Source organism: Enterovibrio gelatinilyticus (assembly GCF_028683095.1).
Taxonomy (GTDB): domain Bacteria; phylum Pseudomonadota; class Gammaproteobacteria; order Enterobacterales; family Vibrionaceae; genus Enterovibrio; species Enterovibrio gelatinilyticus.
Map to the genome: position 1 here is coordinate 201,523 of NZ_JAJUBC010000006.1, position 19,477 is coordinate 220,999.

Sequence of the window (19,477 nt, forward strand, 5' to 3'; positions counted from 1 at the left end):
GCAATTAGTGACCGTCAAACTCGCACAAGCTGTAAACATCCAAACCTAGCGCTTCAAGACGCGCTTCTCCGCCAATCTCTGGCAGGTTAATAATGAATGCAGCATGAGCCACTTCACCACCTAAGCGACGGATAAGTTTCGTCGTCGCTTCAATGGTACCGCCCGTTGCCAACAAGTCGTCAACCATTAGCACTTTGTCACCCGATTGAATCGCATCGACATGAATTTCTAAGGTATCTACACCGTATTCCAACTCATAGCTTTCACTGATCACTTCGCGAGGAAGTTTGCCCGGCTTACGAACAGGCACAAAACCTACGCCTAATTCAAGTGCAAGAGGCGCACCAAACAAGAAGCCACGAGCCTCTGTACCGACAATTTTTGTGAAACCTTGATCACGATACTTTTCAACCAACAGTGCAATCGTTGTTTGATAGGCTTCTGCATTTTCCATCAAGCTGGTGATGTCTCGGAAAATAATGCCTGGCTTAGGATAATCAGGAATGCTTTTGATGCTGTCTTTGATAAATGCGATTTTGTCTTGGCTCATAATAACTGCTCACCACGATAAGTGGCTTCCAGAATAATCAGGAAGTCGTGTATGTCCCATTACATAAGTCCAGAGCTTGAGTGCATTGCAATATGCCATGACGCTCCGCCAGACAACGGGGACGAAACCGCCATGTTATGTATTTTCGGGGACGTGGGCAACAGGTTCGATTTCACGCAAACGGTTAAACCACGTTAAAAGCACGCAGGCCATCACAATCAACATGCATTTATGCCAAAGTTCAGGAACGACTGCGACAGAAAGGGTGAAGCTCAATACGATGAAAACATTAGCACGTCGCTTAATTTTACGATCAATCGCGCGGTGCTCATTCCAATTACAAATGATGGGCCCAAACGTCGGGTGTTGATGAAGCCACGCAGCGATCCGAGGTGAACCACGCATGAAGCAAGCACTTGCTAACAACATAAAAGGCGTTGTTGGCAGTAACGGGAGGAAGATACCCAATACCCCTAAAACCACAGATATCCATCCAATAACAATCAGTAGAAATCGTTTTAAAGAGAGTTGCACGCTTCCCCCTGCTTGCAGATTATCTGCTCAGCATGCCAATCCAGGTCAGGGTCGCTGGTAATGTTGGAATCAACAGCACAGCAACCATTCCCAGAAAATATACGGCGTTAAACGGGTCTTTATAGTTCTCATCCATCGTTTGCATCCTTTCAACTTCAAAATGTATTGAGTGGCCTGACAATATACCCGTTTACTACCGCGCTAAATACCGACAAACATCAGGGTTTATCGGCGTTGTCTTGATATATATCAGAGCATGAACATCGTGATTAGCTACACTACTTGGCTGATAACGCACACCGAGACATCACCATGCTTGATATAGAAATCGTAGCACAGCTACAAAAAAAGCTCATAAATGAGAAAGAAACCGTTCGTAGCAGATTGGAAGATGCGTTAATAACACTAACCGGATTAGATGTATCAAATGTGCCTACCGCACATCTGATTAAACTATGCAGAAGAGAAAGTGACTCTCTGCATGAAGATGGCTTACGCCTTGAGAAAATTGATGCGGCACTTTGTGCAATCCACACAGGTCTCTATGGGCTCTGTGCAGACTGCGAAGAGGGCATTGCTTTAGAAGATTTGCAGAAAGATCCTGCTGAACTGCGTTGCGAAGAGTGTCGTAATCACAATCACTACCACCATGTAAGAGCCTCTTTTTAGAGGCTTCTACTCATTACAGTCACCTTTAGAAATGACATCGGTAACAAAGCCATTGACGAACCAAGTACGTACGCCCAACCCTTCGTCAATAGCATCACCAAATTGTTCGCAGGTATAAAGTTTAATATCGTCTGCAACATCACTTTTGTTCATGTTCCAATACCAACGATTACTACGAAGTTTTTCTACAATGGTAAGCAAAGCCTTATCTTCTTCATAAATAAAGTGCGTCGTTGCACCTCGAGAAGACTGCATTGGGGCATCATTCAAAGCTAACAGTTGTTGGTTTAGCCCATCAGAAACTTTTCCCTGATAATCAGACGCTGGCAAACTATTTACCAGTGAGTTTTGACACCCACCCAATACGAGAGGAAGAACCAATACAGCCCAATGCTTCATACAACCATCCTTGATATTAAAATTAAAAGTCCTGTTCTATCATCCAACGCTTGAATGCTTTCTTCTCTTCGTTGGTTGCTTTTGTATACCAAAGTTTTAGCTGTGTAACTGTATCACCCTTGATATCAACGTTGCCTTTCTTATCAACGCTAACCAAAACCTCTTCTAAATCTTTTGCTTCACCGCCTTCAATGATGATCCCATTTTGGCGATTATAATCGGCAACGACTTGCTCCATATTGTTAAAAGCACCGAAGCCACTCCCTGTCATTAAGGTGCTTGAAATGAAAGTTGTCTTGCCCGTAGATACATTCTCAAGCACCCACTCAGGATTCCTGAAAAAAGCTATAGCCTGGCTTTCAAATCTAAACTTTGGGACGTTCAACACTACGTTCTCATTGGTCACGTCTAAATCAAAAACATAGGGCTTCGACGTGAATATGACGTTTTTAGAACCACGTTTCACTTCATCGTCATATCGAGCAACAAGCTGGTGACGACCCGGAGATAACTCCAACCTCTTATCGGCATCACTTGAAATTTTCTTGACGTCCTTACCATCAACAACCAGAAACTCAACGCCATTTTTTGCAGTAATTTCAGCGGCATTAACAACACCAGATAATGCAAGTAGCCCGATGAACAGCAATTTCATTTAAAACTCTCCCGACAGAAAAAGCCGCCAAAAAGGCGGCTTCAATATTTTTTCTTCTAAGGAATTCTTAGAATTTAACTTCCATACCCAACACGTAACCAGTGTCAGTATCTACGTCAGCACCACCAACTTCTTCATCGGTAACACCCACTTCAGCATATACTTTTGCATTGCTGTGCAGTTTGTAAGTAACGTTTGCATACAAGCTGTCGCTTTTCGCGTCAGCAACGCCACCTTTACCATCTGCATCAATGATGTCATAACCAACAGCAAATGAAGTCGCTTCATCCAACTGGTAGCCACCAGAAATACCAAATACATCAACATCAGATTTCAGAGAGCTGCTAACAACTTTGTATTCAACTTGACCGTAGCTCACTGCAACATCGAAAGCATCGCTGATTGCGTAGTCCAATTCTGCGTTGAAGCCAGACGTGTCTAGAGTGTATGCAGTGCCATTAATTTTGCCACTTAGATTCTCACCATCGTACAGGTATACACGAGCATCTAGAGCGTCAAAACGAACACCAACACGACCACCAACAATCGAACGACCGTCTGTGCCTTCGCTGATATCGTTGTCCAAATCAACGTTCGCGCCCGCATAGAACATGCCGTTGTCGTAAACGTACTTGATTACTTGCGCGCCGCTTGTTTTAACAAAATCGATTTGCTCAGTACCAAGCTCGTAATCTTTTTGGTTGCCAGCATCGTCAGAGATCAGCAATTGACGACCAAACGTCAATGTACCGAAATCACCACCAAGACCAACGTAAAGCTCATCGCTCTCTACGCCGCCAGTGTCATTTGTATCGCCTTCATATTTGAAGCCCATACCAGCAACAGCGTCGAGGCTATCAGTTACTGCAATAGTAGTAGTAAAAATTAGGTCAGCATCGTCAATGCGCAGGTACGCATCGTTAGACTTATTGTAGCCTTTGTAGAATTGAATCTCTGCTGCACCTGACATATCTACAACAACACCGTCTGCATCGTACAGGTTTACACTTGCGTTTGCTGCGCCTGCAACCAGAAGAGCTGGAACTGCCATAGCTAGAATTGTCTTTTTCATGTTAATCCACTGCCTTTTCTTTATTAGAATGGAATTCCTGTTCCAGGATCCCTTTTATATTTGTACTTGTCACAGCGTCACAAAAACCCTGCAACAAATACGCTTTAACTTCGAAACTTAGAGTGCAGAGAAATCTAAAATCTGTCAAATCCACAAAAAACAATATCAAAAAAACAAAAAAGCATTTAAATACAGATATATAGGCAAACACCCTCGAGTGACATCACGGTAATTAAATGGAAATGTAAAATTTCTGCAAACTTGATCGCATTACTCAATCAGTATTTTAAACTGAAATATAGCAAATATAATCTAAATTACAGGATAATATATCGCCAACACCTCATTCATGCAGTGAATGGCATTAACTATGTTTTTCATAGTGATAGCTAATATTAGTTCAACTCATATTCGTGATCTAAATCTCAAAACAAAAAACTAATCATCGAATACTTGAACTCATTCACATTCTCCGACCGTGATATAATGCGGTTCCCGTTACCTTTATGTGTCCTCCATGCTTAGTCCATCAGTTAAAAAAGACATCCGTTGCAGCTACGAGAATTTGAAAGCTCAGTTGCAGAATTTTATTCCAAGGAAGGCGCAAAATTATCTCGTAGCTGAGTTGGCAAAAACCCTTGCGGGCGAGTACAACCCAAAACGCAGAATCATGGTTGCAGAAGCTGGGACGGGGATCGGAAAGTCAATGGCTTACCTAATGGGGGCCATACCTTTTGCATTAAACAATAATAAAAAAGTGGTGATCTCAACCGCGACTGTCGCGTTGCAGGAGCAGTTAGTCGAAAAAGACTTGCCGTTGTTTAGACGTATTGTTCCGAAAGAGTTTAGTTTTGTTCTGGCTAAAGGCCGTCAACGCTATTGTTGTGGTGAGAAACTGGCGGGAGCAGCAAGTGCAGAGGGCTTTGGGCAACAAGCACTTTTTGAAAAAAAACCTAAAAAGTCTGATATCGATTTAATCAACGATATGTACAAAGCCTATTCTCGCGGAAAATGGGATGGCGATAGAGACAACTGGCCCAAAGCCATTCCCGACACCGTTTGGATGAGCATTGTCTCAGATAAACACACCTGTCATTCAGGGCTCAGCGCACACCGAGGCTGCCCTTTTGCGAAAGCCCGAGAGTTTCTCGACAAAGCCGATGTTGTGGTGGCCAACCACAGCCTACTCATGGCAGACCTCGAACTCGGCGGTGGCGTAATACTCCCCGAGCCCGAACAAGCGCTGTACATGATAGATGAGGCACATCACCTTCCTATTGTTGCTCGTGATTTTTCTGCCGCCTCCGCCAGTTTGATTGGCGCGGCGTCTTGGTTGGAGAAACTCAATCAATCCGCGTCTAAACTTGCGAATGCAGGCGACATCAAACGCAGTAGCCGTTTTCTTGATGCGCTTCAGTCAGGTATTCAAGTTCTCATACCTGGCTTGCGCTCTGTACGCGAAATGCTGAAATCGCTTCCCTTAAGCAAAGATGGTATCTATCGATTTGAAGATGGAGAACTACCAGAAAGCCTCATCACCGAAGCGAAAGAGCTACAAAAAGCCGTAAAAAAAGCCCATCAATCCCAAGCAAAGCTTCACGATTTAGTCTCAGAGCGTTTAAAAGATGGGGAGATCAGTTCACGCATCGCCGACCCCTTGCTAGCAGAGTCCGCTTTCTTCCTTCAGCGAATGGAAAATCTCGAAAAAGTATGGACCTTAATGGCGCAGCCAAATTCAGACAAGGGTGCACCGCTAGCGCGGTGGATACAACAATGTCCCGAACGCGAAAACGATTTGGTGGTACATGTTTCCCCGCTGGAAATCGGCTGGCGTCTTGATCAATTGCTTTGGTCACGAGCGGCTGGGGTTGGGCTTATGTCAGCCACACTCCGAGCACTCAATTCATTTAGCTATTTTTGTCGTCAAGTGGGACTCGATGAGAACGATGGTACGCGCTTTTTGGCTCTTCCCTCTCCATTTGATTACCAAGAAAACGCACGATTAGTTGTTCCATCATTGCCGTTTGAACCCCAACAAGACGGGTTTACAGATATGCTGCCTAGTGTCTTATTGGAATACTTAGAGGGGCAAACCGCCAGTCTTGTCCTTTTCTCTTCCTATTGGCAGATGAACCAAGTGGCCGAGAAAATGCGAGCCCAAATCAAAAAGAATGGTTGGCACCTCCATATACAAGGAGAAGCCTCTCGCACTGTCACCCTTGATGCACATAGACGCTGTTGTAAGGACGGCAAAGTCAGCATTCTCTTTGGAACAGGGAGCTTTTCCGAAGGTTTGGATTTACCCGGTGACCAGCTCACAAATTTGATTATCACCAAAATTCCCTTTGCAGTACCGACATCTCCAGTGGAAGAGGCACATGCTGAATATATAGAAAGAAAAGGCGGGAATCCGTTTTTGCAAATTTCTGTTCCTGAAGCGAGTAAAAAACTAATACAATCAGCAGGTAGATTGCTACGCAAAGAGAGTGATTCTGGTCGTGTCGTCTTGCTAGATCGACGCGTTGTTAACCGTCGCTACGGTAAATCACTGCTTGATGCTTTACCGCCATTCAAACGTGTCATTGAATATTAACCACCCTTATTGAGCCCAACTTTCATGCTTGAAATTCTTGAACCTTCCACCATCGCCATTCTGGCCATGGTGGCATTTGCCGCGGGCTTTATTGACGCAGTGGCTGGCGGAGGCGGTATGTTAACCGTTCCTGCATTGCTTTCTATTGGCTTACCACCACACATTGCTTTGGGTACCAACAAGCTCGCTGCAACATTCGCCTCATCAACAGCCGCCGTTACGTACTATCGAAAAAAACTTTTTTCTCCCTCATTTTGGCGACACGCGTTCTTTGCAACATTGATTGGCGCCGTTCTCGGTACCTTATTGGTAGACGTCATCAGTACGGTATGGCTTGAAAAAGGACTGCCTCTGATCATCCTTATCATTGCTATTTATACAATCTGTCGCCCTCCATCAAAAGTGGAAAATCATCGACTGCCAAAAGATGACCCTAAACTCAACACCAAACAGTGGGGACAAGGATTATCACTAGGTTTTTATGATGGCGTGGTAGGGCCAGGAACCGGGGCATTTTGGGTGGTCTCATCAATGTCGATGTACAAGATGAATATGCTGCTGTCATCCGGTTTGGCAAAAGCCATGAATTTCACCAGCAACATCACCTCTCTTGTTACATTTATTATTTTGGGACATGTGAATTGGGCTATTGGCTTAACCATGGGCGTGTGCCTAATGGCTGGCGCCTACATTGGCGCACACTCCGCCATCCGTTTTGGTAGCGCTTTTATTCGCCCTGTGTTCATCACCGTTGTCGTGATACTGTCAGTAAAACTCGCTATTGATGCGTGGTTTTAGTCTGCCATTTTCGATTGAGAATTGTCATGGATTTATCCCCAATAAAAGAACAACTCCACGCGTTAGGATTACAAGCTGCAGAGATTGATAGACGCCGAGGAGAAGGCATCAAGCCGCTTTTCGATGAGCGATTGTTTAACTGCCTTGCTCGCTTGCTTACCCCATGCGTTGCCGAATCTAAAAGTGTGGTCGACACCTTGGAGCGAGAGCAATCGAGCGGCAAACTCTCTGCCATGCGCGCCGAACATCTTTGTGAGCGCCTAGTAAACCAAGTCAGTGCGCTGCAACGAGAGATTGCCACCGTATCCATTCGTCAAAAAGAAAGGAGCTTTGCCCCAAAATTTGGCACATCAACGGGCCAGCTATATCAAGAGCTTGCTCAACATCAAGAGTGGGAACGACGCCTTGCCGATATGGTTCGCGATGCCGAATCCAACATGGCACATAGTCAGACCATTGCGCAGCAACAGCACGCGCAAAAAAGTTTGTTAGTGGCAGAAAGCCGATTAGCGCGTTGCCGTGAATCGAAAAAGAAAATCGAAGCGCGTATTACTTTTAGAGAAAAGAAAGGGTAGCTACCTATATGATGTTACCTGTTATTTATCATCCGATTTATTCCAATTTTCCGCTACCAGACGGGCACCGTTACCCGCTTCAAAAGTACCAATTGCTCAAAACTCACATTGATAGTGAGCGCTGGCCAGTTGAAACGTTCGAACCTACGTTGTTGAACAGTGACACGTTAAAATCTATTCATGACCCTGACTATGTCAATGCACTGATGTCGGGTGAGCTTCCACTGGTGAAAATGCGTCGTATCGGATTTCCTTGGAGCAAAAACTTAATACATCGATCACTGACTTCCCTTGGAGGGACGACACTAACCGTGGATAAAGCCATTGAACACGGTGTCGCTATTCATCTTACGGGAGGCTATCACCATGCCCATTATGATTTTGGTAGCGGCTTTTGCCTATTCAACGATTTGATTCTTGCCGCAAATCACGCCTTGTCATATCCGCATATTGAAAAAGTCATGATTGTGGATTGCGATGTCCATCAAGGCGATGGGACAGCAGCGCTAGCAAAAAACAGATCTGACATCATCACCTTGTCTGTACATTGTGATAAGAATTTTCCCTCTCGTAAGCCTGAATCGGATATCGACTTACCCTTACCTATTGGCACAGACAGTGACAGTTACCTGCGCGAGTTTTTGCCCTGTCTGACTATCGCTCTCGCCCAACACCAACCTGACATGGTGATCTATGATGCTGGGGTAGATATTCACGTGGATGATGAACTGGGTTATCTATCAGTCTGCCAATCTGGCATTGGTCAGCGAGACCAAGCGGTATTCTCTGCATGCCAAGACCATCAAATTCCCGTTGCCGCAGTGATTGGAGGGGGGTATCGTACCGACCAAGAGACGCTCGTTCCGCTTCATGCTGAGCTAGTGCTTTCAGCCTTACAGACATACTACCCACTTAGCGGAACATAATAGAGATGAGCAAAACTGGATTAGAGCAAGCCCCTGACGACATCAAACTCGCCGTCGATCTTATCTATTTGCTTGAAAGCAATAAGGTCGCTCCAGAAACCGTATTGAAGGCACTAGATATCGTTAGGGCTGATTTCGAGAAGAAAGCACAAGATCAAAACAACTAGCGTTCTACCCTCCCCCGGATTGCCTTCACTCATACACAGCTGCTGTTAGCAACACGTCGCTGACAGCGCACAAGAATGATATAAAAGTCACACCAACCTCCCCATGTTAATCAGTGTTATCATTTGTGTTGCTTTTTAACCACAAAACCTCCTCATTTGGTTGAATAGTGACCAAATATTGAAATTTTCTGATGCTCAATCACCGAATGTGAAGTATTATCCTGCCGCTTTGTATCTATTGCGCTTTAGCTCATTAGTTAAGCTGGCCGTAGGGATATGCTCAAAAGGATTTGGAGATAGCGCAACAGACGCGCACCGCTACGGACCAAGAATCTCTGCAAGGAAGCGTCGCCAGAGTGACGTTTATGCACTCGGGGTAGCGAGCTGGAAAGGATGTTTCAAAACCCTTGTCACCTCCTTATCACTCCGCTGCCTATTTATTTTTGACGACAGTAGAGTTTGTTATGATGGAACTAAAAGAACGATTCGTTTCCTTTGTTGATGCCGGGAATGGCTTACTATGGGGAAGCGTACTGATTTACCTATTGATCGGTGCAGGTATCTACTTCACGCTTCGCACTGGTTTCATTCAATTCCGCTCATTTGGGCACATGTTCTCCCTCATCAAAGACAGCCGCCAAGGCGCTAATGGTGGTATATCTTCATTCCAAGCATTTAGTACAAGCCTTGCTGCACGCGTAGGCACGGGTAATATGGCAGGCGTTGCCGTCGCTATCTACCTTGGTGGTCCTGGTGCAGTATTTTGGATGTGGGTGACAGCGCTTGTCGGCATGTCCACCAGCTTCATCGAATCTACTTTGGCGCAAGCGTACAAAGTGAATCACGATGACAACACCTTCCGCGGCGGTCCCGCTTATTATATCGAGAAAGGCTTAGGTCAACGTTGGTTAGGTATTGCATTTGCAATATGCTTGATCGTGGCGTTTGGCTTAGCATTTAACGGTGTTCAATCAAATTCTATTGCCGCTGCTATGAACACTGCGTTTGGCACTGATAACACTTGGGTCGGTATTATCCTTGCTGTTGGTGTGGCGCCTATTATCTTTGGCGGTATGCGCTCAGTCGCACGCGTTGCAGAACTGGTTGTGCCATTCATGGCAATCGGCTACCTGATTGTTGCCGTTTACGTGATTGCGATTAATATCGGCGTTCTGCCTGAAATCTTTGCAACCATCGTCAAAAGTGCGCTGGGCTTTGAGCAAGCGGCTGGCGGTGCCATTGGTGCTGCAATGATGCAAGGTATTAAACGCGGTTTGTTCTCGAACGAAGCCGGTATGGGTTCTGCGCCAAATGCTGCTGCAACTGCATCTACGCGTCCAAACCACCCGGCAGCACAAGGCTATGTGCAAATGCTGGGCGTGTTTATTGACACGATCGTCATCTGTACCGCGACAGCGTCTATTATCTTGCTATCAGGCATGTTAGACACTGAAAGTGGTGTGACAGGAATCGCGCTAACGCAAGCGGCGCTGGTCACCGAAGTAGGCCCTTGGGGCGCAGGCTTCATTGCCATTGCCATTCTGCTATTTGCCTTTACCTCTTTGATTGCCAACTACTCTTATGGCGAATCAAACATCGAGTACATCTTCAAAAGCAAACTGGCGATAAATATCTATCGCGTTGCGGTACTTGCAATGGTTGTGGTGGGTGCTGTTGTTGACCTACCAACGGTATGGGCCTTTGCCGACTTGTCCATGGGTATGATGGCAATCATCAACTTGGTGGCCATCTTAGGCCTATCGGGTGTGGCATTTGCCCTGTTGAAAGACTACGAGGCACAACGTAAAGCCGGTAAAACTCCGACTTTCGACCGTACTCAATTCCCGAAACTCGATAAAGAGATCGACAAAGACGTTTGGTAATACCCAACGTTTAGTCTCACAGGATTTGTGACTTACGAAAAAGGGAGCCTTCGGGCTCCCTTTGATATTTATGTGGTATTTATATGTTCAGAAAAATGGTTTCGACGCTAAGTCATTAGAAACCGTAATCAGAAGCGCTTACTGAGGCTCAGACCTTAGAATGCGCAACGCTTCTTTCGCATGCTCAACAGCATCGCGCCCGATAGACGTCAAGTACCCACCATCTTTTGCTGTCACCAACTTCTTCTCATAAAGTCGCTCAGTCGCAGCAACAAGAATAGGATCGGCATCGCTGTGGACCTTGATTCCAGCCATATCTGTTGAAAGCGTAAACTTCACCAGAACATTCATTTCTTCAAGCATTTCAGAGGTAAATGGCATAAGGCCTCCCGCAATCATTTACAATCAATCAGTTGAGTCAATATAGACCTTCAAACGGACAGTAATCTGTGCCGAGATCAAGAACTGGTCGATCAATGTATTCAAATATCGGTAAATCGCCAGAATTTTGATTTATGCCACATCTTGAGCGTGCTTCGCGCTGAAAAATCGTACTTCGTTACCCGCATCTGGTGTCGTTGGTATAAAGCGAGACAAAATCAAAGAACATATCGCCAGTCCTGTCCCCACCAAGAAAACAGCTGTCGGTGAATACAACCACACCAAACCTAGCGCCGCAGGGATCACAACCGCCGCAATATGGTTGATGGTAAAACTCACACCAGCCGTAGAAGCAATGTCTTGTGGGTCCGCTATCTTCTGGAAATACGTTTTTATTGCAATCGCCATCGCGAAGAACAAATGGTCAATGACATAAAGCGCACCTGCCATTTGAGCGTTCTCTACAAAGGCATAACTGGTAAACACAATCGCCAAGCCAATGTACTCCACCGTCAACGCTCTACGCTCTCCGACTCGTCCTATCCATGAACCGATTTTAGTGGCAAATAGCATATTGAAGAGGTAGTTAATAATGAACAGTAAACTGACTTCACCCACAGAATAGCCAAACTTCTCAACCATCATAAAGCCAGCGAACACGATGAAGATTTGTCGTCTTGCACCACTGAGAAACGTCAGGCTGTAGTACAACCAGTAACGCTGACGCAAAATCAGTTTGCGCGTTTGCACATGCGGAGATTCAAAAGACGGGAAAAAGAACCATAGAAACAGCACCGCACAAAGACCAAAGAAGCCAAACAACATATAGACAAGGTTATAGTCTGCCCCGAGCCATTCCATCATCAGCCAGACGGTGCCATAGGCAATCAGGCTAGCCGCACCTTTCCATGCCAACACTTGCCCCATGAAATGCGCACTTTTATCCTTATCAACCCATTGTAAGGTTAATGACTGGTTGACGGTTTCAAAGTAGTGGAACCCTATCGACATCACCACGGTAGTGAGATAAAGCCCCCACTCGCTAGGAAACCATCCCGTTACTGCCACGCCTACACACATTACAGCCAAAAATAGGATCGCAAAGGTCTGCTCGCGAAACCAAAGCAGCAAATATATCGCCGTAAATGCGAGAAAGCCGGGCACTTCTCGAAGGCTTTGCAAAATACCAATTTCTTTGCCCGTGAAAGCCGCTTTCTCAATGACAAAATTATTGAGAAGAACATTCCAAACAGAAAAGGTCATTGCCATGATAAAAGCCATGGCAATCAGAAGATGGGTTCGAGTTCGCAGTGCGTTCACGCTATTACTCCACAAGAATGCGTTTCTTGACACTCTAACCGTGTCACAACAAATATGCGAACGAGAATATTTAACGTCAAACATCAACAACATTGATGTCTCCCAGCACGCATACTTCCCGTGTTTATGGTGAGAACATCTCGGGATATTGTGGAATAGCATGATGACGAGCTGTGTCTATCTGGGGGGCTGAGTGAAAATAGCAGTCAGGGCGGATTGAACGCGACGCCAAGACGCCAATGTGTAGGCTGACAGAAACAGACTACGAGTAATAAAAAAGCAGCTGACAAACAGCTGCTTTTCATGTCTACAGGTCTTTGCGGCCTTTCACGAGCAGACATTTATCTACTCATGGGCGACAAACCTTAGGCTTGAATTCCAACAATCAACCAAGGCGCATTGGCTTGCGTCATGTCACGCTCCAAGTGCCAGATGTCAGTGATATCTTCTTCAACACCTTCATGACCATCACGGTAGCGACCACTGAACTGCAGGCTCAGTTGGGCGCGTTGGTTGTCGTAGTCCGCACGAACAATCTCTGCGTCCACATACATCACTTCAGTGTGCTGCTCGCCTTCAAGCTTACGGCGCTCTTCAGACAAGTCATTGTAAAGCTCAGGCGTCACATACTCTTGAATCGTTTCAAGTTGGTTATGATTCCATGCACCTTGCAGAATACGATAGTGCTCACGAGAACCGTTTACGAAACCTGCCATGTCGAAGTTAGGTGGGAAGTTAAACGGAACATCATTGTTAACGGCACCAAAACCACCACCGGTAGAAGACGTTGCTGTCGACTCACGGAACTGCGGTTGCTCATGGTAGTAGCCATCGCTTTTTTGCGAACTGTTACCCGCATAAGCCTGACGATTGGGCTGGTTCATTGCGCCACTTTTCGCAGCCATCATGCTCTTGAAGATCTTAAACAGCACAAATGCAATCACAGCGATGATCAGGAAGTCCATCATCTGGAAACCATCAAATGCACCACCAAACATCGCAGCAATCAGACCACCCGCTAATAAGCCGCCCATCAAGCCACCCAGCATGCCTTTTTTAGACGACGATTTCGCCGCAGCAGACGGGTCATTTTGCTTGTTGATAGAATTTGTGTTGGTTGGTTGAGATTTAGGCGCAGGCGCTGTCTTAAAGCTCTTGCCGAAAGATTTCCCGCCACCAAATTTTTTCGCTTCAGCGTGCGGGGCAGAAACCACCATCACAAACATCAGCGCGAACAATCCAAAAAAACGTTTCATTGCAAACCTTTACGTTCAGTTTCAAGACTACGCACAAAGCGTAACATAAGTTCATGCTAAGCTGATCGCAAATAAAGTCAATCCATGTCCTCCCGGAAAATGTTACTAATCGTTTATCTTTTTCCGCACAGACAGCCCATTTTTTGCGAGTGAGTATTCTTCTTTTAGCGACTTCGAAAAAAAATGTGGCTGAATACGATTTATATCAGTCACTTTGCGCGACAGTTGATTTACACTCTCGCCGCTTAACTGTTCAAGGGGAGGTTTTATGAACGACACGCATAGCAAAGTTATCGGTTACATACTTTGGATTTTTGGTTTCCTTGGTGCACACCGTTTTTATTACGGAAAGCCTGTGACGGGCACCATTTGGTTGTTTACCTTGGGTCTATTCGGCATTGGGTGGCTCATCGACTTATTCCTGATCCCATCGATGGATCGCGAAGCCGACCTTCGCTTTAACACTGGGCAGTATGACTATTCCGTCGCTTGGATTTTGCTCACATTTCTTGGTTTATTCGGTGTTCACCGCATGTACATGGGGAAATGGCTTACCGGTATTCTTTACCTGTTTACGGGTGGATTTTTCCTGATCGGATTGATTTATGACTTTTGGACACTAAACGACCAAGTGTCTATCAAAAACGCCAAACGTTTCTCTTAATATTCCCTATGCCTCTCAGCAAGCATCTTCAAGTTGCTTAAGTATATATCTTCAAACTGAGAGGCACATTACTTGCCCTTTAATTAAGGCACTCCTAGAATATCGAACATTGTTCACTATTTTGCAGCACGATGTAATGGCCCGCAGAAACGACCACAGTCGCGAAGAATTGGTAGAGTTAACACTTCGTTGTGTTGAAGAATATCTCGCATCCGCTCCTTACCAATCTCTCAGCCTTCGAAAAATTGCCGGCATGATCGGCTACGTCCCAAGCACCTTGGTGAACGTCTTTGGCAGTTACAACATACTGCTTCTTCATATTGTCGCACGCACCTTGGATGATCTTCATCAACAAGCCCAAGACAAGCTGGCTCACGCAACTTCACCCAAAGAGGCGCTCTTTTCACTGGCGCACCTGTATCTAGATTTCGCCGCTGCCAACCCTAACCGTTGGCAACTCGTGTTTGAACACACGATGCAAGGCGACAAAATGCCGGAATGGCATAGCGACAGAATTCAAAACATGACGGGCTTGCTAGAAGCGCTGCTTCGCCAACTTTCACCTAACAAAAGTGATGAAAAAGTTGTCGAAGCCAGTCGTGTACTTTGGGCTGGCGTCCATGGTATTACCCTTTTGAGTGTGGATGACAAGCTTTTTACTGACGCTCATGTCGACGGTGGTAAATTGATAGAAAACCTACTTACGGGATATCTCTCTAGCTGGGTTGAAGCCTAATTATTTCAAACGGTTCCGTTTAAGAAGATTCCATGTCGAAGCAATCAGCCCTGTTAGCTCAAAAACGCTTTCTGCCCTACTTTGTCACGCAAGCACTCGGTGCATTTAATGACAACGTCTACAAGAATGTCCTGCTAATTCTGGTTGCTTTTGCCGCCCCTAGCGCCTTGGGTATGAGTACCAACCTCTTTATCAACCTCGCCGCGGGTTTGTTCATCCTTCCTTTTTTTCTCTTTTCCGCGTTTGCTGGTGAGCTCGCCGATAAGTACGAAAAGTCCCAATTTATCCGCGTCGTTAAGCTAGTCGAAATCGTCATTATGAGCGTGGCGGCGATCGCGTTTATCTACGAAAGCTACATGTTGCTGCTTTTTTTACTGTTTTTAATGGGCACGCAATCGGCGTTTTTTGGCCCCGTCAAATACGCATTGCTCCCACAAACATTGAAACCGAACGAACTGATTTCGGGTAACGCACTGGTCGAAACAGGCACCTTCTTAGCTATTCTGCTCGGCACCATCGTTGCTGGGGTTATTGCTAACCAACACGACGCTAAACTGCTCGCAGCGGCCTCGGTGGTGCTTTTTGCTGTCCTCGGTTACCTTAGTGCGCGCTATATTCCTGAAGCCAGTGCAGGCAACCCTTCGCTAAAGGTGAAATTTTCTCCTATCCGTCAAATGAAAACCACGTTAGCGATTGCCCACAAAGACAAAGTCGTACTGCAATCCATTCTTGGGATCAGTTGGTTTTGGTTTTTGGGTGCAAGTTACCTCACACAGTTTCCCAATTACGCCAAGATCTACTTAGGAGGCAATGAAGCCTCAGTCTCTTTTTTGTTGACTCTGTTTTCTATTGGCATCGCCCTTGGCTCGCTCCTGTGCGACAAGCTGTCATGTCATCGTATTGAACCGGGTATCGTTCCGATTGGAGCGTTAGGCTTGACGATATTTGGCGCTCACCTCATGCTCTCAACGCCACACATCGCGCCCACCACTCACTCGTTTGTCGAATTCATATCCGAACCCTCGCTTTGGTGGGTATTTGTCGACCTGCTATTCATTGGCATATTTGGTGGTATCTTCATTGTGCCACTCTACGCCATGATGCAAAGTCGCTCAGCGGAAAGTGAGCGCTCACAAGTTATCGCCGCGAACAATATCTACAACGCCTTATTCATGGTCGTCAGTGCCATACTCGCCATTGTGTTGCTTGGTGTTGCTGAACTGAGTATTCCCGCTTTCTTTTTGACGCTATCCGTCATGAATCTCGTTGTGGCGTTATATGTCGGTAAACAAGTGCCCGTTTTCGCGCTGCGCTTTATCGTTTGGCTACTCAGTCATAGTGTTTATCGCGTGAAGCATCAAAATTTGCAGCACATTCCTGAAAAAGGCGGAGCGTTGTTGGTGAGTAATCACGTAAGCTACGTGGATGCCTTGCTACTTGCGGGCGCCTGCCCTCGTCCTATTCGTTTTGTCATGGACGAAGACTATTACCACCTTCCCGTGCTGCACTATTTTTTCAAAGCCAGTCGTGTAATCCCTATCAAACTCAGCAGTGGCTCGATCCGCAGTGCGCTTAATCAAATCAAAGAACAGCTGGAAGAAGGGGAATTGGTGTGTATTTTCCCAGAAGGGCAACTGACCTCGGACGGAGAAATGATCCCGTTCAAGCGTGGTATTGACTTGATCCTCAAGCAAACGCCCGTCCCGGTTATCCCCATTGCGTTAAAAGGCTTATGGGGAAGCTACTTTAGCCGAGAAGGCGGACGCGCTTTACTGAAGCTACCTAGGTGCTGTCGCTCCAATGTCATCATTGAAGCTGGTTCGCCTGTCTTACCGAATGAAGCCTCATCAGAACGATTGTTTAATGCAGTAAAAGCGTTACGTGGAGAGGTCAGTTAGATTCTGAGGTATTGCGGAGTGAATGGATCTGTTCATGCAGCCATTCCGAAAGTGCCTGACGAGAGATTTTGATCCCCCCTGACAGCAAATGGCTGGGTAGCGGAAATACAGCCTTTGGACATTGATAGGCTGGCACCCGCGTCTTTGACCATGTCAAAAATGCCTCAGTATCAGTATCACCCTCAACAAGTGCGACCGGTATGTAGCCCCACCTTGTATCCGCCAATGGCACGATAAACAGTTGCGATATGCCTTCAAAGCGACCTAATAAACGCTCTACCGTTTCTGGTTGCACGTTTTCTCCCCCGCAGATAAACATGTTATCGAGACGACCAATGATCATCAGATCGTTGCGTTCTGATGCCCATGAGCCCTTATCCTTGGTCTGAAACCAATCTTGAGCCAATGGCACTAGCGCACGATCAACCATGTACCCTGCCGATAGCGTTTCCCCTTTCACCCACACTTCGTCTTGATCCGACAGCATCAATTGTCGAAATGGCAAGGTTGCGCCGACAGAGAATGCGCCGTTAGCGCGTTTGGCGGTAATGGTGGAAGCCATTTCTGTCATACCGTACCCACACCAGCAACCAATACCTTGTTGCTCAGCACGATCGACTAAAGCTTGAGGGATCACCGCGCCACCCAACAAGACCGAATGCAAACTCGTTGGCTTTGCGGCTTCTACCAAACGCGTCAATTGTGTCGGCACTAACGAGGCGTGAGTTGCTCCGTTCAGCGCGTTAATCAGATTGTCACCCGAAGTATCAGCAACTTTTAACGTCGCGCCTTTTGCCAGCCAACGCCACACAATCGCAAGGCCGGAAATGTGAAACAAAGGCAGGGATAACAACCAGCAATCGGTGGATTCAAAAGGCATGAGTGAGAATAGCCCCGTCGCACTAGCCAAGTGATTGTCGGCAGAGTGCGTCACGGCTTTGGGCGAACCGCTGGAGCCAGAGGTTAACGTTAATGTCAAACAACGCTGGGGATCATAGCCGGTGGCTCTGGAAGTGGAAGGTAATGAGGGTTGCCGAAAACAAGTAGAAAACGCTGGCTGGTTCAATGAATCATTTCGTGCATCGTTTAATAAATCACTTGATGGGTCAATAAACCCCTCGATACCAACACGTTCGAAGATTTCACAACGCGCAGACGCTGAAAACGCAGGGTTTAGCATCAAAGTTGCAAAACCCTGTTGCCACGCCGCTAGCATCTGCACCAAAGTGTCGTAATGGTTTTCACTGAGAATGGCAACGAGGGACGAGTTTGACAGAGTAGGATCGAACTCAACGCCATCAATGTCGCTGCACAGCTGTTGCCAACTAATGTTTTGGCGGTCACAACGAATCGCCGTCTCATCCGGATGCACATCCATCCAGTGATGCCACGGCCATTGTGAAAAACTTATTGGTTTGAGTGGTGCCATGTCACTTCGCAGTCAGTCAACGATACCAGCGGCAAAGAACAGTGAGGCCACGGTATTTCAAGTTGCGCACCAAATAAATCCACCGTGTCTAAACCTGGCAGAGTACCCGGCGTTAGCCATTGAGCAAGACGTGCTAATTGATTAAGCCCAAAGCTTGATTCAAGGCTGGAACTTATGACCGCATCCATCCCCAATGCGTGTGCTTGTGCGACAAGATCTTGAACCTTTTGCACACTGCCCACCAGCATAGGTTTAATCACCACCGCACTTAAGCCATTTTGTGCACTCAGCGCGAAGTCATCATCACGCACGGTTTCATCCCACGCTATCGCAATGCCAGTATCATGTGCAAACAGCAAACTCTCTGCAGGTGTTTGGCAAGGTTCTTCCAAAAAAACGATACGAGAGCGAAATGCAGGGCTCACATAGTTGGCGAACTGGCGAGCTTTAGTTGGCGTCCACTGGCGGTTGGCATCAAGGCGTAGCTTAAGATCAGGGATTGCCTCAAGAAACATATTCACGACCATGCCGTCACGAATCGCTTCATACATCCCAACTTTGATCTTGGCCACTTTCTCGCCCGGCATCTCAGCCAGTTTTTGCACCAACTCATCGGGATCACCGCAACACAACGGTGCGGCAAGAAAATTGCCTTGTGCTGGAAGTTCGCCGTTCAGTTCAGCCAAAGCCATAGTGATACCAAAAGCAACCGATGGACACAGCGCATCCCAATCGATCAACTTGTCATCAAGCCAATCTGACAGTACGTGCTCAATTTGTGCAGCAGCATCATCCGCGGTTTCTTGGCTGAACTCGGGTAAAGGCGCGATTTCACCACGCCCTTGCTTTCCATCTTGATGCAACTCGACAATAAACCCATCACGAGTGGCAAGACGGGTGTGACGCAATATCACACCACTGTCCATTGGCAAAGCATAGCGATAAACCGTCGCGCGTCTCATTGCCTTGCTC

Annotated in this window: 20 protein-coding genes; 10 read left to right on the forward strand and 10 right to left on the reverse strand. The window is 46.4% G+C overall.

Annotated features, from left to right (window positions below; genetic code table 11):
* Positions 1-4: 4 nt before the first annotated feature.
* Positions 5-550: an adenine phosphoribosyltransferase gene (gene apt, locus LRP50_RS07600; RefSeq protein ID WP_274163858.1), complete on the reverse strand. Its 546-nt coding sequence runs from the start codon at positions 548-550 to the stop codon at positions 5-7.
* A 135-nt stretch (positions 551-685) separates the two neighbouring features.
* Positions 686-1,084 (reverse strand): YbaN family protein, encoded by a 399-nt coding sequence (locus tag LRP50_RS07605; protein ID WP_274163859.1) that lies wholly within the window; start codon positions 1,082-1,084, stop codon positions 686-688.
* Positions 1,085-1,366: 282 nt separating this feature from the next.
* Between LRP50_RS07605 and LRP50_RS07610 the strand changes: the two genes are divergently transcribed.
* A complete protein-coding gene (locus LRP50_RS07610; RefSeq protein ID WP_274163860.1) occupies positions 1,367-1,753 on the forward strand; it encodes a TraR/DksA family transcriptional regulator in 387 nt (128 codons plus the stop codon).
* A 6-nt stretch (positions 1,754-1,759) separates the two neighbouring features.
* Here the strand turns inward: LRP50_RS07610 and LRP50_RS07615 are convergent, their stop codons facing one another.
* The 3 genes from LRP50_RS07615 to LRP50_RS07625 form a co-directional block, all read right to left on the reverse strand.
* Complete coding sequence (locus LRP50_RS07615; RefSeq protein ID WP_274163861.1) at positions 1,760-2,152, reverse strand: hypothetical protein; 393 nt, start codon at positions 2,150-2,152, stop codon at positions 1,760-1,762.
* Positions 2,153-2,174: 22 nt separating this feature from the next.
* Complete coding sequence (locus tag LRP50_RS07620) at positions 2,175-2,807, reverse strand: YccT family protein (RefSeq protein WP_274163862.1); 633 nt, start codon at positions 2,805-2,807, stop codon at positions 2,175-2,177.
* 67 nt (positions 2,808-2,874) lie between these two features.
* Positions 2,875-3,879 carry a porin gene (locus LRP50_RS07625; protein ID WP_274163863.1) on the reverse strand — a complete coding sequence of 335 codons (1,005 nt, stop codon included), beginning with the start codon at positions 3,877-3,879 and terminating at the stop codon, positions 2,875-2,877.
* A 517-nt stretch (positions 3,880-4,396) separates the two neighbouring features.
* On the opposite strand from LRP50_RS07625, the gene dinG reads away from it, so the two are divergent.
* From dinG to LRP50_RS07655, 6 genes are all read left to right on the forward strand, one after another.
* The gene (dinG, locus tag LRP50_RS07630; protein ID WP_274163864.1) at positions 4,397-6,472 is read left to right on the forward strand and encodes an ATP-dependent DNA helicase DinG; all 2,076 of its coding nucleotides are present in this window, start codon (positions 4,397-4,399) and stop codon (positions 6,470-6,472) included.
* A 24-nt stretch (positions 6,473-6,496) separates the two neighbouring features.
* Positions 6,497-7,270 carry a sulfite exporter TauE/SafE family protein gene (locus tag LRP50_RS07635; protein ID WP_274163865.1) on the forward strand — a complete coding sequence of 258 codons (774 nt, stop codon included), beginning with the start codon at positions 6,497-6,499 and terminating at the stop codon, positions 7,268-7,270.
* Positions 7,271-7,296: 26 nt separating this feature from the next.
* Positions 7,297-7,845, forward strand: a complete 549-nt coding sequence (gene priC / locus LRP50_RS07640; RefSeq protein ID WP_274163866.1) for a primosomal replication protein — start codon at positions 7,297-7,299, stop codon at positions 7,843-7,845.
* Between the two features lie 11 nt (positions 7,846-7,856).
* The gene (locus tag LRP50_RS07645; protein ID WP_274163888.1) at positions 7,857-8,771 is read left to right on the forward strand and encodes a histone deacetylase family protein; all 915 of its coding nucleotides are present in this window, start codon (positions 7,857-7,859) and stop codon (positions 8,769-8,771) included.
* 5 nt (positions 8,772-8,776) lie between these two features.
* Entirely contained in the window at positions 8,777-8,938 is a 162-nt protein-coding gene (gene rsmS, locus LRP50_RS07650) for a pleiotropic regulatory protein RsmS (protein ID WP_274163867.1), read from the forward strand.
* Between the two features lie 464 nt (positions 8,939-9,402).
* Complete coding sequence (locus tag LRP50_RS07655) at positions 9,403-10,821, forward strand: alanine/glycine:cation symporter family protein (RefSeq protein WP_274163868.1); 1,419 nt, start codon at positions 9,403-9,405, stop codon at positions 10,819-10,821.
* A gap of 138 nt (positions 10,822-10,959) precedes the next feature.
* Here LRP50_RS07655 and LRP50_RS07660 read toward each other — a convergent pair whose 3' ends face one another.
* The 3 genes from LRP50_RS07660 to LRP50_RS07670 all read right to left on the reverse strand — a co-directional run bounded on the left by LRP50_RS07660 (position 10,960) and on the right by LRP50_RS07670 (position 13,778).
* On the reverse strand, positions 10,960-11,202 hold the full coding sequence (locus LRP50_RS07660) for a TIGR02647 family protein (protein WP_028024923.1): 243 nt from the start codon (positions 11,200-11,202) through the stop codon (positions 10,960-10,962).
* Positions 11,203-11,334: 132 nt separating this feature from the next.
* Positions 11,335-12,522 (reverse strand): MFS transporter, encoded by a 1,188-nt coding sequence (locus LRP50_RS07665; RefSeq protein ID WP_337992901.1) that lies wholly within the window; start codon positions 12,520-12,522, stop codon positions 11,335-11,337.
* Between the two features lie 365 nt (positions 12,523-12,887).
* Positions 12,888-13,778 carry a Tim44 domain-containing protein gene (locus LRP50_RS07670; RefSeq protein WP_274163869.1) on the reverse strand — a complete coding sequence of 297 codons (891 nt, stop codon included), beginning with the start codon at positions 13,776-13,778 and terminating at the stop codon, positions 12,888-12,890.
* A gap of 268 nt (positions 13,779-14,046) precedes the next feature.
* Here LRP50_RS07670 and LRP50_RS07675 point away from each other — a divergent pair, with 268 nt between their 5' ends.
* The 3 genes from LRP50_RS07675 to LRP50_RS07685 all read left to right on the forward strand — a co-directional run bounded on the left by LRP50_RS07675 (position 14,047) and on the right by LRP50_RS07685 (position 17,076).
* The gene (locus tag LRP50_RS07675) at positions 14,047-14,442 is read left to right on the forward strand and encodes an NINE protein (RefSeq protein WP_274163870.1); all 396 of its coding nucleotides are present in this window, start codon (positions 14,047-14,049) and stop codon (positions 14,440-14,442) included.
* 136 nt (positions 14,443-14,578) lie between these two features.
* Positions 14,579-15,178, forward strand: a complete 600-nt coding sequence (locus tag LRP50_RS07680) for a TetR/AcrR family transcriptional regulator (protein WP_274163871.1) — start codon at positions 14,579-14,581, stop codon at positions 15,176-15,178.
* A gap of 32 nt (positions 15,179-15,210) precedes the next feature.
* Positions 15,211-17,076, forward strand: coding sequence for an MFS transporter (locus LRP50_RS07685; protein WP_274163872.1), 1,866 nt, complete (start codon positions 15,211-15,213; stop codon positions 17,074-17,076).
* Here LRP50_RS07685 and menE read toward each other — a convergent pair.
* Both menE and menC read right to left on the reverse strand, forming a co-directional pair.
* Entirely contained in the window at positions 17,069-18,505 is a 1,437-nt protein-coding gene (gene menE / locus LRP50_RS07690; RefSeq protein ID WP_274163873.1) for an o-succinylbenzoate--CoA ligase, read from the reverse strand. The two genes, LRP50_RS07685 and menE, sit on opposite strands and share 8 nt — an antisense overlap.
* Positions 18,484-19,467, reverse strand: a complete 984-nt coding sequence (menC, locus tag LRP50_RS07695; RefSeq protein ID WP_274163874.1) for an o-succinylbenzoate synthase — start codon at positions 19,465-19,467, stop codon at positions 18,484-18,486. The genes menE and menC overlap by 22 nt, the downstream gene beginning before the upstream one ends.
* Between the last annotated feature and the right edge of the window lie 10 nt (positions 19,468-19,477).